The 24,406-nt window shown below is 63.3% G+C and carries 22 protein-coding genes; 17 read left to right on the top strand and 5 right to left on the bottom strand.

Annotated elements, in window-relative coordinates:
- Nucleotides 1–134: 134 nt before the first annotated feature.
- The 3 genes from NCR93_RS01765 to NCR93_RS01775 all read left to right on the top strand — a co-directional run bounded on the left by NCR93_RS01765 (nt 135) and on the right by NCR93_RS01775 (nt 2,882).
- On the top strand, nt 135–1,298 hold the full coding sequence (locus NCR93_RS01765) for a porin (RefSeq protein ID WP_175979781.1): 1,164 nt from the start codon (nt 135–137) through the stop codon (nt 1,296–1,298).
- Nucleotides 1,299–1,478: 180 nt separating this feature from the next.
- Nucleotides 1,479–1,925 carry a CHRD domain-containing protein gene (locus NCR93_RS01770; RefSeq protein ID WP_008351655.1) on the top strand — a complete coding sequence of 149 codons (447 nt, stop codon included), beginning with the start codon at nt 1,479–1,481 and terminating at the stop codon, nt 1,923–1,925.
- A gap of 12 nt (nt 1,926–1,937) precedes the next feature.
- On the top strand, nt 1,938–2,882 hold the full coding sequence (locus NCR93_RS01775) for an alpha/beta hydrolase (protein WP_250519291.1): 945 nt from the start codon (nt 1,938–1,940) through the stop codon (nt 2,880–2,882).
- Here NCR93_RS01775 and NCR93_RS01780 read toward each other — a convergent pair.
- Nucleotides 2,852–3,700, bottom strand: coding sequence for an EcsC family protein (locus tag NCR93_RS01780; protein ID WP_008351653.1), 849 nt, complete (start codon nt 3,698–3,700; stop codon nt 2,852–2,854). The genes NCR93_RS01775 and NCR93_RS01780 overlap by 31 nt on opposite strands.
- Nucleotides 3,701–3,805: 105 nt before the next feature.
- Here NCR93_RS01780 and NCR93_RS01785 point away from each other — a divergent pair, with 105 nt between their 5' ends.
- Together NCR93_RS01785 and NCR93_RS01790 are read left to right on the top strand one after the other, a co-directional pair.
- Entirely contained in the window at nt 3,806–5,401 is a 1,596-nt protein-coding gene (locus NCR93_RS01785) for an MFS transporter (RefSeq protein ID WP_250519292.1), read from the top strand.
- A 12-nt stretch (nt 5,402–5,413) separates the two neighbouring features.
- The gene (locus NCR93_RS01790; protein WP_008351651.1) at nt 5,414–5,884 is read left to right on the top strand and encodes a MarR family winged helix-turn-helix transcriptional regulator; all 471 of its coding nucleotides are present in this window, start codon (nt 5,414–5,416) and stop codon (nt 5,882–5,884) included.
- Here NCR93_RS01790 and NCR93_RS01795 read toward each other — a convergent pair.
- Nucleotides 5,881–7,155: an amino acid deaminase gene (locus tag NCR93_RS01795; protein ID WP_008351648.1), complete on the bottom strand. Its 1,275-nt coding sequence runs from the start codon at nt 7,153–7,155 to the stop codon at nt 5,881–5,883. The genes NCR93_RS01790 and NCR93_RS01795 overlap by 4 nt on opposite strands.
- A 134-nt stretch (nt 7,156–7,289) precedes the next feature.
- Between NCR93_RS01795 and NCR93_RS01800 the strand changes: the two genes are divergently transcribed.
- From NCR93_RS01800 to NCR93_RS01810, 3 genes are read left to right on the top strand one after another with little or no spacing between them, the layout of a single operon-like run.
- Complete coding sequence (locus NCR93_RS01800) at nt 7,290–8,177, top strand: MurR/RpiR family transcriptional regulator (RefSeq protein ID WP_250519293.1); 888 nt, start codon at nt 7,290–7,292, stop codon at nt 8,175–8,177.
- A gap of 2 nt (nt 8,178–8,179) precedes the next feature.
- Nucleotides 8,180–9,664 (top strand): N-acyl-D-amino-acid deacylase family protein, encoded by a 1,485-nt coding sequence (locus NCR93_RS01805; protein WP_034470570.1) that lies wholly within the window; start codon nt 8,180–8,182, stop codon nt 9,662–9,664.
- Between the two features lie 34 nt (nt 9,665–9,698).
- Entirely contained in the window at nt 9,699–10,079 is a 381-nt protein-coding gene (locus tag NCR93_RS01810) for a RidA family protein (protein ID WP_008351642.1), read from the top strand.
- 56 nt (nt 10,080–10,135) lie between these two features.
- Here the strand turns inward: NCR93_RS01810 and queF are convergent, their stop codons facing one another.
- Genes queF through ilvA form a run of 3 tightly spaced genes read right to left on the bottom strand, consistent with a single transcriptional unit; the run spans nt 10,136 to nt 13,398 of the window.
- Nucleotides 10,136–10,960: an NADPH-dependent 7-cyano-7-deazaguanine reductase QueF gene (gene queF / locus NCR93_RS01815; RefSeq protein WP_008351640.1), complete on the bottom strand. Its 825-nt coding sequence runs from the start codon at nt 10,958–10,960 to the stop codon at nt 10,136–10,138.
- On the bottom strand, nt 10,957–11,868 hold the full coding sequence (locus tag NCR93_RS01820) for a 5'-nucleotidase (protein ID WP_008351638.1): 912 nt from the start codon (nt 11,866–11,868) through the stop codon (nt 10,957–10,959). Before NCR93_RS01820 ends, queF begins: the two co-directional genes overlap by 4 nt.
- 6 nt (nt 11,869–11,874) lie before the next feature.
- Nucleotides 11,875–13,398, bottom strand: a complete 1,524-nt coding sequence (gene ilvA, locus NCR93_RS01825; RefSeq protein ID WP_008351636.1) for a threonine ammonia-lyase, biosynthetic — start codon at nt 13,396–13,398, stop codon at nt 11,875–11,877.
- Nucleotides 13,399–13,892: 494 nt separating this feature from the next.
- Between ilvA and NCR93_RS01830 the strand changes: the two genes are divergently transcribed.
- From NCR93_RS01830 to NCR93_RS01870, 9 genes are all read left to right on the top strand, one after another.
- Nucleotides 13,893–17,987: a DUF3683 domain-containing protein gene (locus NCR93_RS01830; RefSeq protein WP_034470575.1), complete on the top strand. Its 4,095-nt coding sequence runs from the start codon at nt 13,893–13,895 to the stop codon at nt 17,985–17,987.
- A 36-nt stretch (nt 17,988–18,023) separates the two neighbouring features.
- A complete protein-coding gene (locus NCR93_RS01835; RefSeq protein ID WP_008351633.1) occupies nt 18,024–18,458 on the top strand; it encodes an HIT family protein in 435 nt (144 codons plus the stop codon).
- Nucleotides 18,459–18,467: 9 nt separating this feature from the next.
- Nucleotides 18,468–18,875, top strand: a complete 408-nt coding sequence (locus NCR93_RS01840) for a gamma-butyrobetaine hydroxylase family protein (RefSeq protein WP_008351631.1) — start codon at nt 18,468–18,470, stop codon at nt 18,873–18,875.
- Nucleotides 18,876–18,959: 84 nt separating this feature from the next.
- The gene (gene ubiE, locus NCR93_RS01845) at nt 18,960–19,691 is read left to right on the top strand and encodes a bifunctional demethylmenaquinone methyltransferase/2-methoxy-6-polyprenyl-1,4-benzoquinol methylase UbiE (RefSeq protein WP_008351628.1); all 732 of its coding nucleotides are present in this window, start codon (nt 18,960–18,962) and stop codon (nt 19,689–19,691) included.
- A 25-nt stretch (nt 19,692–19,716) separates the two neighbouring features.
- Nucleotides 19,717–20,727, top strand: a complete 1,011-nt coding sequence (locus NCR93_RS01850) for a Tim44 domain-containing protein (protein WP_008351625.1) — start codon at nt 19,717–19,719, stop codon at nt 20,725–20,727.
- Between the two features lie 125 nt (nt 20,728–20,852).
- Nucleotides 20,853–21,557 carry a ubiquinone biosynthesis accessory factor UbiJ gene (locus NCR93_RS01855; RefSeq protein ID WP_502799840.1) on the top strand — a complete coding sequence of 235 codons (705 nt, stop codon included), beginning with the start codon at nt 20,853–20,855 and terminating at the stop codon, nt 21,555–21,557.
- A gap of 22 nt (nt 21,558–21,579) precedes the next feature.
- Nucleotides 21,580–23,151, top strand: a complete 1,572-nt coding sequence (gene ubiB / locus NCR93_RS01860) for a ubiquinone biosynthesis regulatory protein kinase UbiB (RefSeq protein ID WP_008351622.1) — start codon at nt 21,580–21,582, stop codon at nt 23,149–23,151.
- 11 nt (nt 23,152–23,162) lie between these two features.
- Nucleotides 23,163–23,780: a methyltransferase gene (locus NCR93_RS01865; RefSeq protein WP_250519295.1), complete on the top strand. Its 618-nt coding sequence runs from the start codon at nt 23,163–23,165 to the stop codon at nt 23,778–23,780.
- Nucleotides 23,781–23,929: 149 nt separating this feature from the next.
- Nucleotides 23,930–24,301 (top strand): FmdB family zinc ribbon protein, encoded by a 372-nt coding sequence (locus tag NCR93_RS01870; protein ID WP_008351617.1) that lies wholly within the window; start codon nt 23,930–23,932, stop codon nt 24,299–24,301.
- Nucleotides 24,302–24,406: the final 105 nt, after the last annotated feature.

Raw genomic sequence — 24,406 nt, forward strand, 5'->3', positions numbered from 1 at the left:
TCAAAAATAGCGGGCAATAAACTTTGCCGTGCCGAATATCGGTGCTGAACAAGACGAGCGAAGACGGGAGTCCGAACTCGACAGGCGTTTGGCCTGAAGCAACCCATCGAGTCTCAAGACTCAAAGGAATACACATGAAAAAGACTCTGATCGTAACGGCCGTCGCCGCTCTGGCCGGTTCGTTCGCAACTGCTGCAAGCGCGCAAAGCAGCGTCACGCTGTATGGTCTGGTCGATGCGGGCCTGACGTACGTCAACAACGTGCAAGCTCCGTTCGGCGCAGGCTACGAAAAGGCAAGCGCGTGGGGCGTGACCAGCGGCAATCTGCAGAACAGCCGTTGGGGCTTGCGCGGCGCTGAAGACCTCGGCGGTGGCATGAAAGCCGTCTTCACGTTGGAAAACGGTTTCAACATCGCGAACGGCACCAGCGATGGTCGCCAGTTCGGCCGTCAGGCTTACGTCGGTCTGTCGATGGCGCAAGCGGGTACTCTGACGCTCGGTCGTCAGAACGACGCTGTTGCTGACTATCTCGGCCCGTTGAGCGCGACCGGCTCGTGGGGCGGCACGTACTTCGCGCACCCGGGCGATCTGGACAATCTGGACGGTAACGCTTTCCGCATTAACAACTCCATCAAGTTCGTGAGTGCGAACTATTCCGGCCTGTCGTTCGCTGGCGCATACGGCTTCTCGAACACCGCGGGCAGCTTCGCCGCAAACCGTGCATACAGCCTCGGTGCGGGCTATGCGAATGGTCCGTTCAAGTTCGGCGCGGCATACACGCAAGCGAACGGTTACAACTCGAACAACGTCGGCGCGATCACGGAGGTTCCGGTAACGCTGTTCACTCCGGCCGATCAAGACACAGCACGCGTGCGTACGTTCGGTGCGGGCGGTAGTTTCACGACCGGTGCTATGACGTTCGGTCTGGTTTGGACGCAGATCCGCCTCGACAACAATAGCAACGCCGCGCTTGATTCTTCGTCGATTACCAATAACTACGAAATCAACGGCCGCTACGCACTTAGCCCGGCACTGTCGGTTGGTGCGGCTTACACCTTCACGTACGCCAAGACCGAAGATCCGCTGGAGGAGTCCAGGCGCGTTCGCCGTCACCAGTTCGGTTTGCAGACGGACTATGCATTGTCCAAGCGCACCGACATCTATGCTGAAGGCGTTGTGCAGATCGCGAGCGGCGGTGGAGACGGCGTGTACCCGCGCGCTGCTATCAGCGGCGCAGGCGACGCTTCCTCGAGCAGCCGTCAGGTTCTCCTGACGACGGGTATCCGTCACCGCTTCTAAAGCGGTCAGAGCAGTACCAAGCTGTTGTAGCTAGCTAGAGAAGGGCGCCGCGAGGCGCCCTTTTCGCATTGGCGCGCCCGCTTTCACCGAAGAGAAATGCGTCACGCATTTGAATTGATCTACCATGGCGATGCGGTCCTACCAGCAAAACGCGCACTGACCGCGACCAGGAGAGCAATGATGATCTCGACATGCCGACCACATGTCCGCTGGATACCCATTCTGCTGCTCGCGACCCTCGCCGCGAGCCCCGCTCACGCCGACTCCGTCGCGCTAAAAGCGAACCTCCAGCCTTCGAGCGAAGTTCCGCCGCGCGTGAGCAAAGGCCACGGCATCCTCGACGCCACTTTCGACACCGACACTAAAGTGCTGACTTGGACCGCGACTTATGCGGAGCTATCGGGTCCGGTGACGATGGCGCATTTCCACGGCCCCGCGCCGGTCGGGCAGAACGCGAAGGTGCAAGTGCCCGTCGACAAGAAAGCGCTCGCGAGCCCGATGAAAGGACAAGCGACGCTGACGGACCCGCAAGTCACCGATCTCATGGCGGGTCAGTGGTATTTCAATATTCACACGCAGGAGAACCCGACCGGCGAGATACGCGGTCAGGTGGTGCCTGCCGATTGACGCTCGGCGACGATGAGTTGGCAAAGCGCCTTCGCGTGCTGGGTCGTAGCGAAACGCGTGCGTCCGCACAGCGCGCATCCCACGCTCGACGTCGAACTCGCGCGCGACTACGCGTCGCGCCGGCTCTGGTCGCCGCGCGTGCCGAAAGGATGGCGGCTCGACATTCGCGAGACAATCGGCGATGCACCGCTGCGCGGCGAATGGCTCATCCCGCCGACAACGCCGCGCGCAACGATTCTTTATCTGCACGGCGGCGGTTATTACTTTTGCTCGCCCCGCAGTCATCGAGCGATTACGTTCGGATTGGCGACCCGCGCGAATGCCAGCGTTTTCTCGCTTGATTATCGTCTTGCGCCGGAACATCGCTTTCCAGCGGCGCTCGACGATAGCGTCGCGGCCTATCGTCGGTTGCTCGAAAACGGGGTGCCGGCGCAATCGATCGTCATCGCGGGCGATTCCGCGGGCGGCGGCCTCGCGCTCGCGACGCTTCTCTCGCTGCGCGACGCAGGCGATCCGCTTCCGGCCGCAGCCGCGCTGTTTTCACCGTGGACGGATCTGACGTCCAGCGGCGAGTCGATGCGAACCAACGACGGCCGCGATCCGATGTATCACGCGTCGGCGTTTCCCAAAGTGGCCGAGCAATATCTCGGCGCGGCGGACGCGCGCAATCCTTACGCGTCGCCCGTTTTCGGGGATTACGAAGGCTTGCCGCCGCTCTTCGTCCAGGCCGGCGATACGGAATTGCTCCTCGACGACGCCACCCGCGTCGCAGCCAAAGCGCGCGCGGCGGGCGTGCGCGTCGAAATGGAAATCTGGCGCGGCGTGCCGCACATCTTCCAGATCTGGGCGCCGTTCATGCCCGAGGCGCGCGAAGCGCTCGCGCACGCCGCCGCATTCATCGAATCGACGGCGGCGGCGACGAATGCTCATCGCCCGCCCATGACCTCGATCGTCTGATACGCGCGCTCGACCGCCGACGCGCCGTATCGACGCTCGAGCCTGCGCACGGTGAAGTGCCCATGCGCCATCTGCTGGAAATGGTCGATGAACACGGTGTTGACCATCGCGCCGAGCACCGCGCCGATCGCCGGAATCGACTTCGCCGCGACCTGCTCGCTGACCTGCACCGAAAACCGCGATGCGACCGTCTGCAGGAACTTGAGCAGCGCCGTCGATCCGTGACTGCTCAGACCCTTGGCGGCGATCTCGTTTGTCGCGCGCGAGACCGACTGCGCAAGCGCGCCGCGCACGATGAAATAGCCGAGATCGGCGTTGTCGTCGTCGGTTTTGGTGCCGCCCATGCCGAGCACCATCATGCATTGCAATTGCGCCTCGACTCGATGCACGTCCTCGCCTTCGCTGCGCGCGATATCGCAGATCGAGCGGAACATCAGCGTCGTCGTAACGGGCAACTCGACAGGCAACGCGAACAGTCCAAATGCGCCGCCCGCCGCGCCGGTCGTCGCGACGGCGAGTTTGTGCATCAGGTTGTGCGGCTTGTCGGGCGGCGGCGCGAGTAGCGAATCGGAGGGCGCGCTCTTGCCGAGCGTGCGCAGCGCGACCTGAAGGCATTTCTTCAGCGCGAGCTGCGTCGCGTCGTCGACTTTTTCCTGCGCGGCGGCCGGCAAGCGGCCCATCAGCTTTTCGATGGGCGCGCCGACGACACTCGCCAGCTTCATCGTCAGCGACGGGCTTTCCAGCAATTCCTTCGCGCGGGCAAGGGCCGCGAAATCTTCGGTCGTAAGCGGCGAGGTGATGATCGGCGTCGGTTCCATGCGAGGGTTCTATCCGGGAAAAGGTAAGTTGACACGCAGAATTAGAGTGCGCGCCCGTGCTATGATTCCATTTCCGTTGACTAGTCAATCATTGCGCTTACAAAGATGGCCGTTCATACAGCCGCGCATCATTCCAGCGGGCAGGTGCTGCCTTTTCGCGAATCCCTCATGGCGATGCTGGGCGTTTCGTTCGTCACGATGCTCGTCGCGCTCGATCAGACTGTGGTCGGCACCGCGCTGCCGACGATCGTCGCGGAGCTTAAAGGCTTCGATCTCTACGCGTGGGTCGCCACGTCGTATCTTCTGACTTCCGTCATCACCGTGCCAATTTTCGGACGCCTCGGCGATTACTACGGCCGCAAGCCGTTCGTGATCGCGTCGATCGTCGTGTTCACCGTCGCCTCCGTGCTCTGCGGGCTCGCCAACAGCATGATGTTCCTCGTGCTCGCGCGCGGCTTGCAAGGCATCGGCGGCGGGATGCTCGTCGGCACGGCGTTCGCGTGCATCGCCGATCTTTTCCCCGATAACGTCGTGCGCCTGCGCTGGCAAGTGCTGATGAGTTCCGCGTTCGGCATCGCGAACGCGGTCGGGCCGTCGCTCGGCGGCTTCCTCACGCAGTATTACGGCTGGCGTTCGGTCTTCTACGTCAATCTGCCGGTGGGCATCGTGTCGCTCTTTTTCGTGTGGCGCTTCCTGCCGCATCTGCGGCACGTCGCGCATGAAGGCAAGATGCGCCTCGACTGGCCCGGCGCCGCGCTGATCGCGGTGGCGCTCGGCGCGCTGCAATTGTTCGTCGAAATGCTGCCGAAACACGGCTTCGGCGCGGAATCCGTCGCGCTGCTCGCGATGAGCGTCGCCGCCGGCTTCGCGCTGTGGAAGTGGGAAATGCGCTGCGATTACGCGATCCTGCCCATCGACATGTTTCGCAACAAGGCGCTCGCCGCGCTCTTCACGCTCGCGATTCTCGGCGGTTTCACGATGTTCTCGCTGCTCTTCTATGCGCCGCTGCTGTTCCAGGGCGGCTTCGGCATGTCGCCGAAGGACGCGGGCATGATGATTACGCCGCTCGTCGTGTTCATCACGATCGGCAGCATCGTGAACGGGCGCATCGTCACGCGCCTGAAGAACGCCAATCTGATGCTGTACGTCGGTTTCGCGCTGCTCGCGGTGTCGTGTCTCGGCATCGTCGTCGCGACGCACAACATGCCGCGTTCGCTGCTGCTCGTCGTCATGCTGCTCGGCGGACTCGGCCTCGGCTTCGTCATGCCGAATCTCACCGTGTTCGCGCAACAGACCGCGGGCCGCGCGCATCTGGGCATCGCGACGGCGCTTTTGCAGTCGCTGCGCATGATCGGCGGGATGATCGGCACGGCGCTCACCGGCACGCTTGTCGCGCATCTCTATGCGAGCGGCGTGAATCTCGCGCTGGAAAAAGATCACGCGATGCATTGGACCGCCGATCTCTCCGATCCGCAAATCCTCATCAATCGCGAAGGTCAGGAGACGCTGCTTGCGCAACTGAGCGCGGCGGGGCATAACGGCGCGATGCTGCTCGAAGCCGCGCGCGAAGCGCTCGTCGCCGCGATCCACATTGGTCTCGCGCTCGCGGCGGTGATCGCGGTGGTGTCGTTGTGGCAGTCGCGCCGCGTTCCGCCGGTGCGACTGAAAGGGCCGCAAGAGCCGGTCATCCTCGCCGAATGATAGAGAAAGAGCATGAATGAACAGGACCGTATCGCCGTGGTGCAGCAATTCGGGCGCACATATCGCGCGTTCATGTCGGCGTTCGAGACGGCCGTCGGCCAGCCGATGCCACGCTGGCGCATTCTGCTCGCGTTGCACGAGCACGCGGGCGTGCTGTCGCAGAAGCGGCTCGTCGAGCATCTGAAAGTCGACCCAGGCGCGCTGACGCGTCAGCTAAAGACGCTGGAAGGACTCGGCTGGATCGTGCGCAGCGTCGATGCACGCGACAATCGCGTGTCGAATGTCGCGCTGACGGCGCAAGGACGCGCCATCGCGGAAGATGGTTTGCCGCGACGCAATGCGTTCCTTCACGACACGATGGCTTCGCTGCCCGACGAGGCCATCGAGGCCTTGTCGAGCGCGCTGCACATGTTCGAGGGACGCCTTCAGGAAGTGGCGGCCGCGAATGCCGCATCGGCGGCCGCGCTAGAAGAAAAGGCTTAGAAGAACGTTTCGATCACTTCGGTGACGCGATACTTCGGGTCGACGACCAGAATCTGACGCCACTTGTCGAACGTCAGGCACGGATGCGAGATATCGAACGCGATCATGTCGCCGACTTTCACGTCGTCGCCCGGCTTGATGCGCAAGTACGCGTGCTGATCCATCAGGCCGAAAATCTCCCAGCCTTCGTCGGGCGATACGTCACGCGGCGCTTCGTTGCCCGGACGATAATGCTTCGCCGGCTCCGGCATGCCCGCATCGAACGCGGAATCGCGCTTGCCCAGACCGATGATCGCGCGGTCCGGTTCCGGAATCGACTGCACGTACGCCCATAGTTGCAGCGCCGGCTTCAGACCTTGGCCCATCTTCTTCGCGATAGGATTGCGCGCGAAAATCTCGTTCTGCGCTTTCTTGTAGATGCCGACGTCGTGCGTCAGATAGCAGCCCGGCCGCAGCACGACCTCGATCGCATCGCTGTTGGCCTTCGCGAACTCGTCGGCGACGACGTCGTACCACGCCGATCCCGCTCCCGACAGAATCGCCGGCTTGCGCGCGATCTTGCCTTCGCCGATCAGCTTGCGCGTGACATCGACCGCGCTCTTCAGAAACTCGCGCACCTTGGTTTCGTCCTGCAGCACGCCTTCATACAACTCGATGCCCGCGAGTTCGATCGTGCCGTTCCAGCGCGCGATCGCGGCGAGCACGGCATCGCGCTGCGCGTCATCGCGCACGCCGGTGCGTCCGCCCGGCACCCCGAGTTCGATCAGCACGTTCAGCTTCTTGCGCACCGAGCTGAAAAATTCGCCGAGCTGATCGACGCCATCGGCTGAATCGACGAGACAGAAGAACTCGAAACTCGCGTCCGTGAGCAATTCGGCGATCATGCCCATGTTGCGTTTGCCGACGAGCTGATTCGCCATCAGGACGCGATGCACGCCGCCGCGATACGCCGCGCGCACCTGATGCGCGGTCGCGAGCGTAATGCCCCACGCGCCGGTGTCGAGCTGACGGCGGAAAAGTTGCGGCGCCATCGTCGTCTTGCCGTGCGGCGCGAGCTTCACACCGTATTCGCCGACAAAATCCTGCATCCACTTCAGATTGTGTTCGATGCGATCCGAATAGAGGACGGCGGCGGGCAGGCTCACGTCCTCTTCGAGCAGATTCCATTGCAGGCGCGACGCGTCGTTCAATTGGATGCCCGTGCCGGGCACCATGCCGAGGCCCTTGCCGAACGGGTCGATCGTCGCGTTCTGATAGTTTGTAACTTTCATGTGCTGCCACTCCATCGTCCGTTTAAATAAACCCCGCGCGCAGTGCGATGTGCGTCAAGGTTGACGGTGCCATGTTAACCAAAGTAGCATCCGGGAAGGAAATGTTATTTAGTAACACGGGCTCATCGTAAACCATGAACGGCCACGCCGACACGCTCAGTTTCGACATCGTCGCACGCATCGCGGAGCGGGCGCCCGAGTTGCGCGGGGCCGAGCGCAAGGTAGCCGCGCTGATTCTCGACGACATCGTGAGCGCGTCGCGCGCGAGCATCGGCGCGCTGGCGGACAAGGCCGAGGTCAGCGTCGCGACGGTGACGCGTTTCGCGAAAGCCGTCGGTTGCGAGGACGTGCGCGAACTGAAGCTGCGGCTCGCGCAGGCGGCGGGCGTCGGACAGCGTTTCTTCCGGCGCGACGCGGACGCCGTGCCCGATTCGCTCGCCGCGCGCATCTTCGAGGAAGTGCAGGCGACGCTCGCGCAGAATCAGGGCGCGCTCGCCGCCGCGCCGATCGCCGAAGCCGCGGATGCGCTCGCGGCCGCGTCGATGATCTACGTGTTCGGCATGGGCGGCGGCTCCACGGCGCTCGCCGACGAAATGCGCTTTCGCCTCGTGCGGCTCGGGCGGCCGGTCGCGTCGTATCAGGACGGGCTGTTGCAGCGCATGGTGGCGTCGACGTTATCGAAGGAACATGTGGTCGTCGCGCTTTCGGTGACGGGGCAGACGCCCGAGATCGTCGAAAGCTGCGCGCTGGCGAGGCAGTACGGCGCGCGCGTGATCGCGCTGACCGCGCCCGCATCGCCGCTCGGCGCGCTCGCGGACTGGCTGGTTCCGGTCATCGCGATCGAAACGGATTTCATCTACAAGCCCTCGTCGTCGCGTTACGCGATGATGATGGCGCTCGATTTGCTCGTCACCGAACTGGCCGTCAAGCAGGCCGATCACAGCCGCGAACTGTTGCGCCGCATGAAGCACGCGCTCGATTCGCATCGCGGCGGCGGCGAGCGTCAACCCTTGGGAGACTGATCATGGAATCGTTGAAGGCCGACACGCTGATCGTCGGCGCGCGCGTGATCGACGGCACGGGCGCGCCCGCCGTCGAACGCGATGTCGCCGTGCGCGACGGACGCATCGTTGCGATCGAGGCGCCGGGCGGTCTCGCGGACTGGACCGCCGACGACGTGTTCGACGCGCAAGGCAAAGTGCTCGCGCCCGGTTTCATCGACGTCCACACGCACGACGACACGCACGTGATCCGCTCGCCGCAGATGATGCCGAAGATCACGCAGGGCGTGACGACGGTGATCGTCGGCAATTGCGGGATCAGCGCGTCGCCGGTGACGCTGAAGGGCGATCCGCCCGATCCGATGAACCTGCTCGGTGACGCCGCCGCGTTCGCGTACCCGACTTTCGCGTCTTACGTCGATGCCGTGAATGCCGCGCGCCCGACGGTGAATGTCGGCGCGCTCATCGGCCATACGGCGCTGCGCAACAATCATATGGACCGGCTGGATCGCGGCGCGTCCGCCGATGAAGTCGCCGCGATGCGCGCGCAGCTCGAAGAAGCGCTGGGTAACGGCGCGCTCGGATTGTCGAGCGGATTGGCGTATGGCTCGGCGTTCAGCGCGCCGCCCGAGGAAGTGCAGGCGCTCGCCGAGCCGCTCGCGAAAGCGGGCGCGCTCTACACGACGCACATGCGAACCGAGTTCGACGCCATTCTCGACGCGATGGACGAGGCGTATCGCGTCGGGCGTCATGCACGCGTGCCGGTGGTGATTTCGCATCTGAAGTGCGCGGGGCCGTCGAACTGGGGACGCAGCGCGGAAGTGCTCAAGTCGATCGAAGCGACGCGCGACGGGCAGCCGGTCGGATGCGATTGTTATCCGTATAACCGCAGTTCATCGACGCTGGACTTGAAGCAGGTGACGGGCGATATCGACATCACGATCACCTGGTCGACGCCGCATCCGGAGATGGCCGGCAAGCTGATCCGCGAAGTCGCCGACGAATGGAAGGTGACGCAGCAGGAAGCGGCGAAGCGCTTGCAGCCGGCGGGCGCGGTGTATCACAACATGTCGGAAGACGACGTGCGGCGCATTCTTTCGCATCCCGCGACGATGGTCGGTTCGGACGGTTTGCCGAACGATCCGCTGCCGCATCCGCGTTTGTGGGGCGCGTTTCCGCGCGTGCTCGGCCACTATGCGCGCGACGAAGGCGTGCTGACGCTCGAAGAAGCCGTGCGCAAGATGACGAGCCTGTCGGCGCGGCGTTTCAGCATCGCGGAGCGCGGCGAAGTGAAGGTCGGCTATCACGCGGATCTGGTCGTGTTCGATCCGGAGCGCGTGATCGATTCGGCGACGTTCGCGAATCCGCAGCAGGCGGCGGACGGCATCGACGCGGTGTGGGTGAATGGCGTTTTGACGTATCGCGAGCAGGCCGTGACCGGCGCGCGAGCGGGACGTTTCGTGGCGCGCGGTTCGGCATCCAAGCTGGATGCGGCCGGCGCGTTTTGAGCACTGATTCGAGTCAGGAAAAGGAGTCTGAAAGATGAAGCGTTATGGCGTGGAAGGTGGCAAGGGACAAGGCGGCGCGCATATGCCGTTCGCACGCGCGGTCGAGGCCGATGGCTGGCTGTTCGTGTCGGGCCAGACGCCGATGGAAGATGGCGAAGTGATCAACGGCGGCATCGTCGAGCAATCGCACAAGGCGATTCAGAACGTCATCGCGATTCTGAAGGAGGCGGGTTACGGCACCGAGCACGTCGTGCGCTGCGGCGTGTGGCTGGACGATCCGCGCGATTTCGCGTCGTTCAACAAGGTGTTCAAGGAGTACTTCGGCGCGAATCCGCCGGCGCGGGCTTGCGTGGTGTCGTCGATGGTGATCGACTGCAAGGTCGAGGTGGATTGCGTGGCTTATAAGAAGGCGTAAGAAGGCGAACATGCGATCGCGGCTCTGATGCCTGTGAAGCAGAGCCGCGTCGTTATTCACTGCCGCGCCAGCCGCGCATTATCCGGCATCGGCAAGTTGAAATTCGTTCTGAACGGATTGATATCCAGCCCGCCGCGCCTCGTATAACGCGCATACACCGCGAGCCGTTCCGGTTTGCACTCCCGCATGATGTCCATGAAGATGCGCTCGACGCATTGCTCATGAAACCCCGTATGTTCGCGGTAAGACACGATATACCGCAGCAATCCCGCGTGATCGATCTGCCCGCCGTAATAGCGGATCTGCACGCTGCCCCAGTCCGGCTGTCCCGTAACCGGGCAATTCGATTTCAACAGGTTCGAAAACAACGTCTCGTCGACGGGCGCTTCATCGTGCGCGGCCTTCAATAACGAAGGATCCGGCGAGAAAACATCGCAATCGAGATCGAGCCGGTCGAGCGACAAACCATCGAACTCTTCCATCGTGAGCTTGCCGAAATCGGCCGGCGCGGCGAGTTGCACCGAAACGGTCGCGCCGCAGACGGCGGACACATCGCGCTTGATTGCCGCGCGCACGTCGTCGATCGAATCGAATTGCGTCTGCGCGAACGAGCCGAGATACAGCTTGAACGACTTCGATTCCACGATGTTCGGCGAATCCGCCGGCACGAAGAACGTCGCGACCGCGATCTGCGGCTTGCCGCGCTTGTTCAGCCATGACAGCTCATACGCGTTCCAGATATCCGTGCCGAAGAACGGCAGACGCGCGGGCACGGCGATCGCATCGCGCGCGCGCTTGCGGTCGATCGGAAACAGCAGCGACGCATCGTACTGTTCGGTGTAATGGACGGGCTTGCCGAGCGGAGATTGATCGGGTGTCATGATGCGTTCGCTATGCCGCTGAGAACGTGCCCCGTCGCGGTGACGACGCGAGCCGATTCGCAGTGGCGAATTTGATCGTCGAAGAAAAAGTCGGGCTCGAATTCGCGCAGGAATTCTCCCTTGTCGAGTCCGCCGAGAAACATCGCTTCGTCGATTTCGATGTTCCACGCCATCAGCGTGCGGATCGCGCGCTCGTGCGCCGGCGCGGACCGCGCGGTGACGAGCGCCGTGCGGATGTGCATCGGCTGATCGTCGTGATCGTCGGCGATGCGCTGCAATTTGTTGAGCGCGGCGAGCAGCGGCTTAAGCGGACCGTCCGGCAGCGGCGACTCGCGTTTGTCCAATTCATGCCCGACGAACGCATGTAAACCATCGCTTTGAAACACGCGCTCGGCTTCGTCGGAAAAGAGCACGGCGTCGCCATCGAACGCGATGCGGATCTCGTCCGCGTAACGGCTCGCGGCGCGCGGCGTTTCCGGCAGCACGCGCGCGGCGGGAAAACCGGCGGCGAGCGCGTCGCGCACATCGTCCGGATTCGCCGATAGAAACAGCGACGCCCGCAACGGTTTCAGATACGCAAACGGCGAACGGCCGCGCGTGAACACGCCGCGCTCGATCGCAAGTCCGTGTTCGCGGCACGAATGAAACGCGCGCAGCCCGCTGATCGGATCGCTGCGCGACAGGATCACCACTTCGACGCGCTGTTCATCCGCGTTCAGCGCGAGCAGCTTGCGGATCAGCCCGAACGCGACGCCGGGTTTCGCGGGCGTGTCGAGCCGCGAGCGTTGCAGCGCTTCGTATTGCGCGAGATCGCCGGTCTCGAAGACGCGGTTCTCTTCCTCGAAATCGAACAGCGCGCGCGACGAAATCGCGACGACGAGCTTGTCTTCGAGCGTGAACTTCGGCATTTCGATTTACGCCAGAAACAGCTTGTAGACCGGATTCGCGCCTTCGTCCCACCACGGATAGCCGAGCGTCGCGAGGAAGCGCTCGAACTCCGCGTTGTCCGACTGCGGCACCTGAATGCCGACGAGAATCGAGCTGTAATCCGCGCCCTGATTCCGGTAATGGAACAGGCTGATGTTCCAGTCGGGCGCCATCGACGAAAGGAACTTCATCAGCGCGCCCGGACGTTCCGGAAACTCGAAGCGCAACAGACGTTCGTCGCGCGCGAGCGGCGAATGTCCGCCGACCATGTAGCGAATGTGCTGCTTCGAGAGCTCATCGTGCGAAAGGTCGACGGTCGCGAAACCATGCTCGATGAACGACGACATCATCTGCGCGGTTTCCTTGCGCGACTTGATCTGCACGCCGACGAAGATATGCGCGGCTCTTTCATCGGCGATGCGGTAATTGAACTCGGTCACGCTGCGTGTGCCGACGAGCTCGCAGAAGCGCCGGAAGCTGCCGCGCTCTTCGGGAATCGTCACGGCGAACACGGCCTCGCGCGCCTCGCCGACTTCCGCGCGCTCCGCGACGAAGCGCATGCGGTCGAAGTTCATGTTCGCGCCCGACGTCACCGCGATGAGCGTCTTGCCCTCGATGCCCTCGCGCTCCGCGTACAGCTTCGCGCCCGCGACCGCGAGCGAGCCGGCGGGTTCGAGCACGCTCCGCGTGTCCTGGAAGACATCCTTGATCGCGGCGCAAAGGGCATCGGTATCGACGGTGATGACTTCATCGAGCAACTCGTTGCACAGCCGGAACGTTTCCTCGCCGACGAGCTTCACCGCCGTGCCGTCCGAAAACAGGCCGACTTCGGAGAGCGTCACGCGCTCGCCCGCCTTGATCGACTGCGCCATCGCGCAGGAATCCTCGGTCTGCACGCCGATCACCTTGATCTCCGGGCGCACCGCCTTGATGTACGCCGCGACGCCCGCAGCCAGCCCGCCGCCGCCGATCGGGCAGAAGATCGCGTGGATCGGACCCTGATGCTGGCGCAGGATTTCCATCGCCACCGTGCCTTGTCCGGCGATCACGTCCGGATCGTCGAACGGATGCACGAAGGTCAGGCCGCGCTCTTCCTGAAGCTGCACGGCGCGCGCGTAGGCGTCGCTGTACGACTCGCCCGCGAGCACGATTTCGACCGTCGGGCCGCCGTGCGCGCGAATAGCGTCGATCTTCACTTGAGGCGTCGTCGTCGGCACGGCGATCACCGCGCGGCAGCCGAGCCGCGCCGCCGACAGCGCCACGCCCTGCGCGTGGTTGCCCGCCGACGCCGTAATCACGCCGCGTGCGAGCACATCTGCCGGGAGCTGCGCCATCTTGTTATAGGCGCCCCGAATCTTGAACGAGAAAACCGGCTGATTGTCCTCGCGCTTGAGGAACACGGAGTTGCGCAGGCGCGCGGACAGGTTGCGCGCGGGTTCGAGCTCGCTTTCACGCGCGACGTCGTACACGCGCGCGGTCAGCACTTTTTTCAGGTAGTCGGGATGTGTCATGCGAGAAATCGTCAGGCGGCCGCGATGCGCGCAGGTTTTTGAGAGCGAAAGCATCAATGATAGCGCCATCCGCGCGCGTTCCGGGCGCGCCGTGTGCTTCGACCGTCCGGACGGTCGTGTAAAAAAGCGTCGAAAATGACATGAACGCGTCGCGAATCCGCACGCAAAAGCCCCTTCTCGCTGCTAGCGCCCGCAAACGCGCGTTTGCCCGATGGGTTAGAATTTCCTTTTACGAATCAGCAATCAGGATCGGCAGATGCACCGGCAGCTTCGGATCGATTTTCTGGCGCATGTTTCCCGCGAGTCGCATCCCGCGGCGGAAAGGCATGCGCGCCACGCGCGATCGTGGCGTTGATCCAGGGCACACCGAAGGCGCTGTGACGAGCCCGGCGGCCTTCGCCAAGAGAAGTTTCATTCGAAAATTTGCGCCCCCACGCGCATCGCCGGCATTTCCGCTTTTCTAGCGCGAGCGCCGGCACACCGAACCGTCGAACATGAACGCACCTCAAGCCTTCGATCCGAACGGCGCCCATGCCGCCTTGGCGCTCGATATCGAGCCGCGTCTCCGCGAAATTCCCTATAACTACACGTCGTTTTCCGATCGTGAAATCGTCATGCGGCTCCTCGGCGACGAAGCCTGGGCCGTGCTCGACGAACTGCGCAACGAGCGCCGCACCGGCCGTTCGGCGCGCATGCTGTACGAAGTGCTCGGCGACATCTGGGTCGTGCGGCGCAATCCGTATCTGCAGGATGACCTGCTCGACAATCCGAAACGCCGGGCGCTGCTCGTCGAAGCGCTGAATCACCGTCTCGCCGAAATCGAAAAGCGCCGCAGCGCCGATCTCACCGCGCATAGCGACGAAGCCGGCAGCCGCGAACGCGCCGAGCGCGTGCAGTTGCTGGTCGCCGCCGCGCGCCGCGCCGTCGATGATTTCGCCGCCGAGTTCGGCCGCATGGCCGACTTGCGCCGCCGCGCGTCGCGTGTTCTGGGCAAGGAAACGCAGAAGGACAACATCAAGTTCGACGGCCTGTCGCGCGTCGCGCACGTCACCGATGCAACCGACTGGCGCGTCGAATACCCGTTCGTCGTGCTGACGCCGGACACCGAAGCCGAAATCGCCGGACTCATCAAGGCGTGCTTCGAACTCGGGCTCACCGTTATTCCGCGCGGCGGCGGCACCGGCTACACCGGCGGCGCGATTCCGCTCACGCCGTTTTCGGCGGTCATCAACACGGAAAAGCTGGAACAGCTCGGTCCCGTCGAAATGACGGATCTGCCGGGCGTCGATCACAAGGTCGCGACGATTTTCTCCGGCGCGGGCGTGGTCACGCGGCGCGTCACCGAAGCGGCGGAGCAGGCGGGCTTCGTGTTCGCCGTCGATCCGACTTCGCTCGATGCGTCGTGCGTCGGCGGCAATGTCGCGATGAACGCGGGCGGCAAGAAGGCGGTGTTGTGGGGCACGGCGCTCGACAACCTCGCGTGGTGGCGCATGGTCGATCCGGAAGGCAACTGGCTCGAAGTCACGCGTCTCGATCACAACTGCGGCAAGATTCACGACGTCGAAGTGGCGCGTTTCCGGCTCGACTGGTTCGACGGCAATCGTCCGCCGGGCGAGAAGCTGCTGCGCACCGAAAGCCTCGACATCGCCGGGCGCACGTTCCGCAAGGAAGGGCTCGGCAAGGACGTCACCGATAAATTCCTCGCCGGGCTGCCCGGCGTGCAGAAGGAAGGCTGCGACGGTCTCATTACGTCCGCGCGCTGGATTTTGCACAAGATGCCCGCGCATACGCGCACCGTCTGCCTCGAATTCTTCGGCCAGGCGCGCGATGCGATTCCGAGCATCGTCGAAATCAAGGACTATCTGTTCGAGACGTCGAAGCAGGGCGGCGCGATCCTCGCCGGCCTCGAACATCTCGACGAACGCTATCTGCGCGCGGTCGGCTACGCGACCAAGAGCAAGCGCAACGCGTTTCCGAAGATGGTGCTGATCGGCGATATCGTCGGCAATGACGCCGATGCCGTCGCCGCCGCCACATCGGAAGTCGTGCGCATGGCGAACGGCAAGAGCGGCGAAGGCTTCGTCGCGGTGAACGCCGAGGCGCGCAAGCGTTTCTGGCTCGACCGCTCGCGCACGGCCGCCATCGCGAAGCACACGAACGCGTTCAAGATCAACGAAGACGTCGTGATTCCGCTCAATCGCATGGGCGAGTACACGGACGGCATCGAGCGCATCAACATCGAGTTGTCGCTGAAGAACAAGCTGCAACTCGTCGACGCGCTCGAAGCGTTCTTCCGCAACGGCAAGCTGCCGCTCGGCAAGTCCGACGACGCGAACGAAATTCCGAGCGCCGAACTGCTCGAAGACCGCGTGCAGCAGGCGCTCGATCTGCTGAAGCGCGTGCGTGAGCGCTGGACGTTCGTCGGCGACAAGCTCGACATGTCCTTGCGCGAGGCGCAGCACTATCTCGTCAATCTGGGCTACGAAGCGCTCGCGGAAAAGTTCGCGGATCGCGTCGACATTCAGCCTGACGCCAACGTGTTCCATGTCGCGCAGGACCGTACGGTGCGCGTGTCGTGGAAGCAGGAAATCCGCGCGGAACTGCGCCAGATCTTCAACGGCGGCGAGTTCAAGCCGATCCTCGACGAAGCGCAGGCCATCCACAAGCAAGTGCTGCGCGGGCGCGTCTTCGTCGCGCTGCACATGCATGCGGGCGATGGCAACGTGCACACGAACATTCCCGTCAACTCCGACAACTACGCGATGCTGCAGGACGCGCATCACGCGGTCGCGCGCATCATGAAGCTCGCGCGTTCGCTGGACGGCGTGATCTCGGGCGAGCACGGCATCGGCATCACGAAGCTGGAATTCCTGACCGAAGACGAAATCGGCGATTTCCGCGCGTACAAGCAGCGCGTCGATCCGCATGGCCGCTTCAACAAGGGCAAGCTGTTCGACGGCGCCGATCTGCGCAACGCCTACACGCCGTCGTTCGGGCTGATGGGCTACGAGTCGATCATCATGCAGCAGTCGGATATCGGCGCGATTTCCGAGTCGATCAAGGACTGCCTGCGCTGCGGCAAGTGCAAGCCGGTCTGCGCGACGCACGTGCCGCGCGCGAACCTGCTCTACAGCCCGCGCAACAAGATTCTCGCGACGTCGCTGCTCGTCGAAGCGTTCCTGTACGAAGAGCAGACGCGCCGCGGCGTGTCGATCAAGCACTGGGACGAGTTCAACGACGTCGCCGATCACTGCACGGTCTGTCACAAGTGCGTGACGCCGTGTCCGGTGAAGATCGATTTCGGCGACGTGTCGATGAACATGCGCAATCTGCTGCGCAAGATGGGCAAGAAGAAGTTCAACGCCGGCAACGCGGCGGGCATGTTCTTCCTGAACGCGACCAATCCGCAGACCATCAATCTCGCGCGCAACGTGATGATGGACTTCGGCTACAAGGCGCAGCGTTTCGGCAACGATGTGCTGAAGAAGATCGTCAAGAAGCAGACGGCGCAGCCGCCCGCGACGGTCGGCAAGCCGCCGGTCGTGACGCAGGTGATCCACTTCGTCAACAAGAAGATGCCGGGCAATTTGCCGAAGAAGACGGCGCGCGCGCTGCTGGATATCGAGGACAACAAGATCGTTCCGATCATCCGCAATCCGCAGACGACCACCGTCGATTCGGAAGCCGTGTTCTATTTCCCCGGCTGCGGCTCGGAACGTCTCTTCTCGCAAGTCGGGCTCGCGACGCAAGCGATGTTGTGGGAAGCGGGCGTGCAGACCGTGCTGCCGCCGGGCTATCTGTGCTGCGGCTATCCGCAGCGCGGTTCCGGCCAGTACGACAAGGCCGAGAAGATCGTCACCGACAATCGCGTGCTGTTCCATCGCGTCGCGAATACGCTGAACTATCTCGATATCAAGACCGTGGTCGTGTCGTGCGGAACGTGCTACGACCAGCTCGCGGGCTATGAATTCGAGAAGATCTTCCCGGGCTGCCGGATCATCGACATTCACGAGTTCCTGCTCGAGAAGAACATGAAGCTCGACGGCGTGACCGGCACGCGCTACATGTATCACGATCCGTGTCACTCGCCGATCAAGACGATGGACCCGGTCAAGCTCGTCAACGATCTGATGGGTTCGCAGAACGACGGCTACAAGATCGAGAAGAACGATCGATGCTGCGGCGAATCGGGCACGCTGGCGGTCACGCGTCCGGACATCTCGACGCAAGTGCGCTTCCGCAAGGAAGAAGAGATTCGCAAGGGCGCGGCCAAGTTGCGCGGCATTCCGCTCGTCGCGGAAGCGGGCTCGAACGCGATCAATCCGATGAACGCGTCTGCGGGCTCGGCCGGCGCGGCGCCCGGTTCGGTGCTCTCCGCAGGCGATGGCGCGCAGACCAACGGCACGGACGTGAAAATCCTGACCAGCTGCCCGTCGTGCCTGCAAGGTCTGTCGCGCTACAACGAGGACGCCAACGTCGAGGCGGACTATATCGTCGTGGAAATGGCGCGCAAGGTGCTCGGCGAAAACTGGATGGAACAGTACGTCGAACGCGCGAACAATGGCGGTATCGAGCGCGTGCTGGTGTAATAGCGAAATCGAGGTTTGATTCGCTAGAGGTATGAGATGGACTGTGTGTTTTGCCGTGAAGACGGCGGCGAAGTGCTGTGGTCGGACGACACGTTGCGCGTCGTCCTTGCCGATGAGCCCGACTGGCCGGGCTTGTGTCGCGTGATCTGGGGCGCGCACGTCGCCGAAATGTCCGATTTGCCGGATGCCGACCGCGTGCGCGTGATGACCGCCGTCAACGGCGTCGAGCGCGCGATGCGCCGCGTGCTCGTGCCGGAAAAGATCAATCTGGCAAGTCTCGGCAATCAGGTGCCGCACGTCCACTGGCACGTCATTCCACGCTTTTCCAACGATTCCCGCTTTCCTCTGCCGATCTGGGCGCCGCGCCAGCGCACGGTGTCCGAATCGCAGCTATCGAAGCGCCGCGCGCAGGCCACGCTTTTGCGCGAACAGGTGCGCAACGAGCTGAACCAGGCCTTCGGCCATCAATAAGACGAGATCATGAGCGGACTCACTTCCACGACGCCGATTCCCACCGGCGTCGTCGTGCATTCGAAATCGCGCGTGCTGGAGCTGCAATACGGCGACGAGTCGTATCGCGTGCCGTTCGAGCTTCTGCGCGTCTATTCGCCGTCCGCCGAAGTGCAGGGCCACGGCCCCGGACAGGAAACGCTGCAGACGGGCAAGCGCGAGGTGACGATCATCGGCGTCGATCCGGTCGGGCACTATGCGCTGCAACTCAATTTTTCGGACGGTCACAATACCGGCATCTATTCCTGGGACATCCTGCACGACCTGGCGACGCGTCAGGACGAACTGTGGCGCGAGTATCTGGCGAAGCTGGAAGCCGCCGGCGTGGACCGAGACGCGCCGATGGCCGCAAAACCATCCGGCGGACACTGTCACTGAGCAATAGGGCTGCGGCATAACGCCGCGTAGCCGGCGCGAGTTTTGCGCAGACATAGAACGAACAACAGGCGAGGAAAACGCGCGATGAGCAAGACCCACTTCGGATACGAAACGGTCGAAGAGCAGGACAAGGCGAAGAAAGTGGCGGGCGTGTTTCATTCCGTCGCGGGCAACTACGACTTGATGAACGACCTGATGTCCGGCGGACTGCATCGGATCTGGAAACACTTCACGATCGGGCAGGCCAAGGTGCGGCCGGGCTACAAGGTGCTGGACATCGCCGGCGGCACGGGCGATCTCGCGATGGCGTTTGCCAAGCAGGCCGGCGAGACCGGCGAAGTCTGGCACACGGACATCAACGAATCGATGCTGCGCGTAGGCCGCGACCGGCTGATCGACAAAGGCGTGCTGACGCCCGCGCTGCTCTGCGACGCCGAAAAGATTCCGTTCCCGGCCAATTATTTCAATGTGGTTACAGTTGCCTTCGGTCTTCGTAACATGACGCACAAGGATCGCGCGTTGGCCGAAATGACGCGCGTGCTGAAACCCGGTGGAAAGCTGCTCGTGCTGGAATTTTCGAAAGTATGGGAGCCGCTAAAGAAGCCGTACGATGTCTACAGTTTCAAGATTTTGCCGTGGCTTGGCGAAAAAGTGGCCAAAGATGCGGATAGCTATCGGTACTTGGCCGAGTCCATCCGCATGCACCCGGACCAGGAAACTCTCAAAACAATGATGGAACAAGCGGGCCTGGATCGAGTCGAATATTACAATTTGTCAGGTGGCGTGGTAGCGTTACACGTCGGGACCAAATTTTGATGTTCCACTCTCTTAAGGATTCGATATGTTCGATTCGCGCAAACCCCAATCCCGGGGTTTCCTGAACCTCTTCTTCAGGAAGGCCGGAATCTTGGCGCTGGCTGGCGTTATTGCGGCCGGCGCAATCTTCGCGGAAACGGCGGAAGCCAAGCGCATGGGCGGCGGCCGCAGCATGGGCCGTCAGTCGGCCACGGCAACGCAGCAGCATCAGGCGACGCCGCCTTCGCAGTCTCAATCGATGCAGCAGAACAACGCAGCGCAGGCACAACGCGCGCCGGCCGCGCCGGCCGCACCCGCCGCGGCGCAACCCGCGCGCAATCGCTGGCTCGGGCCGATCGCCGGTCTCGCGGCGGGTCTCGGCATCGCGGCGCTCCTGTCGCACTTCGGGCTGGGCGAGGCGTTCGCCGGCGCGATGGCCAACATGATCATGATCGCGTTGATCGTGCTGGCGGCCGTCATGCTGTTCCGCTTCATCATGCGCAAGCGTCAGGGCAACAACACGCCGGCATACGCGGGTGCCGGATCTGCTTCGGGTTCGCCGTACGGCGCGGCCGCGCGCCAGAGCCTGAATCAGGAACCGCCGCAAATGCCGCAGCAGCCGACCGGTTTCGGTGCCAACTACATCGAATCGCCGGCGACGCAAGCGGTCGCGAATCCCAACGTGCCGGCGGGCTTCGACACCGAAGCATTCGTGCGTAACGCGAAGGTCTACTTCGTGCGTTTGCAGGACGCGTGGGATCGCGGCAACGTCAACGACATCCGCGAGTTCACGACGCCCGAGATGTTCGCCGAGGTGAAACTCGACGTCGACGCACGCGGCAGCGCGCCGAACCGTACCGACGTGGTTCAGCTCAACGCCGATGTGCTCGGTGTCGAGGACCGCGCGTCCGAGTATCTCGCGAGCGTGCGCTTCCACGGCCTGATCCGCGAGTCGGAAGGGGCGGCGGCGGAACCGTTCGTCGAGGTCTGGAACCTGTCGAAGCAGAAGTCGGGCAACGAAGGCTGGCTGCTGGCGGGCATTCAGCAGGTCAGTTGAGCTTGACCATGCCCTTGGCCGAATGGCCAGGGCGCCGGCAACCGTCGGTGTGATGGCCGGTTGCGAAGGTAGAATAGAAACCCGCGCGAGAAGTGTCCCGCGCGGGTTTTTTCATCTCACAGCCGATGACGAACGCAGACGAATCCGCCCGTCCCGCAGCAAATCCCGCCTTGAAGACCGCGTCCAGTGGATTCGCGGCCGCCGTGAACCATCTGCTCGTGCGCGAGCCCTGGGCGCTCGAGCGGCTCAAGCCTTATGCAGGCAAGCGCGTGAAGCTGTCGTGCGGGCCGGTTTCGATCGCGCTCGTCGTGCAGCCGGACGGTCTCTTCGCGGCAACCACGGAAGCGGAAGCGGGCGCATTCGACGTGACGATCGCCGTGCCGCTCGACGCGCTGCCCGCGTTCCTGCAAGGCGGCCAGGCGGCGGTGATGAAACACGTTCGCATCGAGGGCGACGCCGAATTCGCGACGACGCTCGCCAAGCTGGCCGAACATCTGCGCTGGGATCCGGAAGAGGAACTGGCGCGCGTAATCGGCGACGCGCCCGCGCATCGCGTTGGCATCATCGCGCGGGCGGTGCAGGAGCAGGCGCAGCGCACCGGGCGCAATCTTCTTGACACCTTCACCGAGTATTTCCTCGACGAGCGCCCGCAACTCGTGCGCAAGAGCGCGCTCGACGCATTCAATGCCGAGCTTTCGAAAGCGCGCGATGCACTGGCGCGCGTCGAAAAGCGCATCGAAAGAATCGAACGGCAAACCGAACAATCCCGGCCGGCGAGCGGCGCCTCAGCGCGATCCGGCGGCGAGTCTGTGCGCGACTCGCACGAATAACGAGCTGAAGCAAATTCGAACCATGCGTTTTCTGCGTTTCCTCAAGATTTTTTTCACGATCGTCCGATTCGGTCTCGATGAGCTGGTGATGAGCGGCATCGACGATCGTCGCGTGCGCTACCTCATGCGTATCACGACGTTCGGCCGCAGGTTCGACGTCGAGCGCGGCATCCGCTTGCGGCTCGCGCTGGAAAGCCTCGGGCCCATCTTCGTGAAGTTCGGGCAAGTGCTGTCGACGCGGCGCGATCTTCTGCCCGTCGATGTCGCCGACGAGCTCGCCAAGCTTCAGGATCAGGTGCCGCCGTTCGATTCGGCGGTGGCCGTGTCGATCATCGAGAAATCGCTCGGTGCGCCCATCGACGAATTGTTCGACGATTTCGAGCGCGTGCCGGTGGCGAGCGCGTCGATCGCGCAGGTGCATTTCGCGAAGATCAGGAACGGCGAGCACGCGGGAAAGGCGGTCGCGGTGAAGGTGTTGCGCCCGGGCATGCTGCCCGTGATCGACTCCGACCTCGCCCTGCTGCGCGACATCGCGACGTGGGCCGAGCGCCTCTGGGCGGACGGCCGGCGTCTGAAACCGCGCGAAGTGGTCGCGGAGTTCGACAAATATCTGCACGACGAGCTCGATCTGATGCGCGAGGCCGCCAACGGCAGCCAGTTGCGCCGCAATTTCCAGGGGCTCGATCTGCTGCTCGTGCCGGAGATGTACTGGGACTTGTCCGCGCCGACGGTGCTCGTCATGGAGCGCATGGTCGGCGTGCCGATCAGCCAGGTGGAGACCTTGCGCGCCGCGGGCGTCGATATTCCCAAGCTGGCGCGCGAAGGCGTCGAGATTTTCTTCACACAAGTGTTCCGCGACGGCTTCTTTCACGCCGACATGCATCCCGGCAACATTCAGGTGAGCCTCGATCCGGCGACGTTCGGGCGCTATATCGCGCTGGATTTCGGCATCGTCGGGGCGCTTTCGGACTTCGACAAGAACTACCTCGCGCAGAACTTCCTCGCCTTCTTCAAGCGCGACTATCACCGCGTCGCGACGCTGCACCTCGAATCCGGCTGGGTGCCGCCGAGCACGCGCGTCGAGGAACTGGAAAGCGCGATCCGCGCGGTCTGCGAGCCCTATTTCGATCGCGCGCTGAAGGACATTTCGCTCGGGCAGGTGCTGATGCGCCTTTTCTCGACGTCGCGACGCTTCAATGTCGAGATTCAGCCTCAACTCGTGCTTCTGCAAAAGACGATGCTCAACGTCGAAGGACTCGGGCGCTCGCTCGATCCGGAGCTGGATCTGTGGAAAACGGCCAAGCCGTATCTCGAGCGCTGGATGAACGAGCAGATCGGCTGGCGCGGCTGGTACGAGCGGCTTCAAATGGAAGCGCCGCAGTGGAGCAAGACGATTCCGCAGCTGCCGCGGTTGATTCACCATATTCTGGCGGAGCGCCACGACGCGCCGAAAAGCGGCAGCGACGAACTGATGCGAATGCTCCTTGCGGAGCAGAAGCGCACGAACCGCCTGCTCGTCGCGGTGCTCGTTGCCGGTGTCGTCGCGATGGCGGGCGCGGGCTTCGTAATCGCGCAGTTCTGGCTCCATCCCTGAGGGCGCGCAGCATGAGCGATCCGACGAACTCAAACGTTCCCGATTTCGAAAACCGCGATCCGAACTCTCCGGGTTTCTGGGATGAACGTTTCGGTCAGCACTTCACGCCGTGGGATCAGGCCGGCGTTCCGGAGAGGTTCAAGAGTTTCGTCGCGTCGCGCAGTGCGCAGAGTGTGCTGATTCCGGGCTGTGGCAGCGCGTACGAAGCGCTCCATCTTGCCGAACGCGGCTGGCCGGTCCGCGCAATCGACTTCTCGCCGGCCGCTGTCGAGGCGGCGCGCGCGCAACTCGGCGCGCATGCGGGCGTCGTCGAAGAGGCGGATTTTTTTGCGTATGTGCCGCCGTTTTCGCCGGATTGGATCTACGAGCGCGCGTTTCTCTGCGCGCTGCCGAAGACCCGCTGGCAGGATTACGCCAGCCGGATGGCGGCGTTGCTTGCGCCCGGCGCGCTGCTGGCGGGCTTCTTTTTCATCGGAGCGACGCCGAAAGGGCCGCCTTTCGGAATCGAGCGCGCCGAACTGGATGCACTGCTGTCGCCGCACTTCGAATTGATCGAAGACCGCGAGGTGAGCCACTCGATACCCGTATTCGCCGGCCGCGAGCGCTGGATGACGTGGCGGCGAATCTGAGCCAGCCGGCTTGAAATTCGCCGCCGACGCCCTGAAATATTGCGCGGTTAATCTTGCGCCCGCGGTCCCGAAAATGGCGGGCCAATATCGGTTTGCGGCTATAATTCAAGGCTTTGCAAGCGTCGACAGATCATTGTAGGAAGAGTGCCATGCCGATTTACGCGTACCGTTGCGCCGACTGCGGCCACGAAAAAGACGTGCTTCAGAAACTGAGCGATGCGCCGCTCACGCAGTGTCCCGCCTGCGGGAAGGACACTTTTTCGAAGCAGGTGACTGCCGCCGGATTCCAGTTGAAGGGTTCAGGCTGGTATGTCACCGACTTCCGTGGCGGAAACAGCAATGCCGGCAACAAGAGCAACGCGGCCGCGTCTGACGCATCGGCGGCGAAATCGGACGATGCCGCTTCGGCCGGTTCCGGCAACTCGAATTCGAGCGATAGCGCGACGCCGGCGAGCACGCCATCATCCTCGGATGCCGCCAAACCCGCCGCGGGCGCGTCCGCGTCGTCGAGCGCCGCCTGAGCGCCAGACGGCCGGCGCGGCCGGCCACATGCCGCGCCGATGACCTCGTAGACCGCGCTCAGCCGAGCGCGACCCGCCTGCCAAGCCGAATCTCCGACGCACTCG

Origin of the sequence: Caballeronia sp. ATUFL_F1_KS39 (assembly GCF_023630985.1) — a bacterium.
Classification (GTDB): Bacteria; Pseudomonadota; Gammaproteobacteria; order Burkholderiales; family Burkholderiaceae; genus Caballeronia; species Caballeronia zhejiangensis.

What these genes read in the sequence shown, in the direction of transcription:
- NCR93_RS01865 (WP_250519295.1), top strand. Translation starts at nt 23,163, where the DNA reads ATGAGCGATCCGACGAACTCAAACGTTCCCGATTTCGAAAACCGCGAT.
- NCR93_RS01855 (WP_502799840.1), top strand. Translation starts at nt 20,853, where the DNA reads ATGACGAACGCAGACGAATCCGCCCGTCCCGCAGCAAATCCCGCCTTG.
- NCR93_RS01795 (WP_008351648.1), bottom strand. Translation starts at nt 7,155, where the DNA reads ATGAAAGTTACAAACTATCAGAACGCGACGATCGACCCGTTCGGCAAG.
- NCR93_RS01775 (WP_250519291.1), top strand. Translation starts at nt 1,938, where the DNA reads ATGAGTTGGCAAAGCGCCTTCGCGTGCTGGGTCGTAGCGAAACGCGTG.
- NCR93_RS01820 (WP_008351638.1), bottom strand. Translation starts at nt 11,868, where the DNA reads ATGCCGAAGTTCACGCTCGAAGACAAGCTCGTCGTCGCGATTTCGTCG.
- NCR93_RS01830 (WP_034470575.1), top strand. Translation starts at nt 13,893, where the DNA reads ATGAACGCACCTCAAGCCTTCGATCCGAACGGCGCCCATGCCGCCTTG.
- NCR93_RS01810 (WP_008351642.1), top strand. Translation starts at nt 9,699, where the DNA reads ATGAAGCGTTATGGCGTGGAAGGTGGCAAGGGACAAGGCGGCGCGCAT.
- NCR93_RS01835 (WP_008351633.1), top strand. Translation starts at nt 18,024, where the DNA reads ATGGACTGTGTGTTTTGCCGTGAAGACGGCGGCGAAGTGCTGTGGTCG.
- NCR93_RS01785 (WP_250519292.1), top strand. Translation starts at nt 3,806, where the DNA reads ATGGCCGTTCATACAGCCGCGCATCATTCCAGCGGGCAGGTGCTGCCT.
- ilvA (WP_008351636.1), bottom strand. Translation starts at nt 13,398, where the DNA reads ATGACACATCCCGACTACCTGAAAAAAGTGCTGACCGCGCGCGTGTAC.
- NCR93_RS01800 (WP_250519293.1), top strand. Translation starts at nt 7,290, where the DNA reads ATGAACGGCCACGCCGACACGCTCAGTTTCGACATCGTCGCACGCATC.
- NCR93_RS01780 (WP_008351653.1), bottom strand. Translation starts at nt 3,700, where the DNA reads ATGGAACCGACGCCGATCATCACCTCGCCGCTTACGACCGAAGATTTC.
- NCR93_RS01765 (WP_175979781.1), top strand. Translation starts at nt 135, where the DNA reads ATGAAAAAGACTCTGATCGTAACGGCCGTCGCCGCTCTGGCCGGTTCG.
- NCR93_RS01770 (WP_008351655.1), top strand. Translation starts at nt 1,479, where the DNA reads ATGATCTCGACATGCCGACCACATGTCCGCTGGATACCCATTCTGCTG.
- ubiB (WP_008351622.1), top strand. Translation starts at nt 21,580, where the DNA reads ATGCGTTTTCTGCGTTTCCTCAAGATTTTTTTCACGATCGTCCGATTC.
- queF (WP_008351640.1), bottom strand. Translation starts at nt 10,960, where the DNA reads ATGACACCCGATCAATCTCCGCTCGGCAAGCCCGTCCATTACACCGAA.
- ubiE (WP_008351628.1), top strand. Translation starts at nt 18,960, where the DNA reads ATGAGCAAGACCCACTTCGGATACGAAACGGTCGAAGAGCAGGACAAG.
- NCR93_RS01840 (WP_008351631.1), top strand. Translation starts at nt 18,468, where the DNA reads ATGAGCGGACTCACTTCCACGACGCCGATTCCCACCGGCGTCGTCGTG.
- NCR93_RS01870 (WP_008351617.1), top strand. Translation starts at nt 23,930, where the DNA reads ATGCCGATTTACGCGTACCGTTGCGCCGACTGCGGCCACGAAAAAGAC.
- NCR93_RS01850 (WP_008351625.1), top strand. Translation starts at nt 19,717, where the DNA reads ATGTTCGATTCGCGCAAACCCCAATCCCGGGGTTTCCTGAACCTCTTC.
- NCR93_RS01790 (WP_008351651.1), top strand. Translation starts at nt 5,414, where the DNA reads ATGAATGAACAGGACCGTATCGCCGTGGTGCAGCAATTCGGGCGCACA.
- NCR93_RS01805 (WP_034470570.1), top strand. Translation starts at nt 8,180, where the DNA reads ATGGAATCGTTGAAGGCCGACACGCTGATCGTCGGCGCGCGCGTGATC.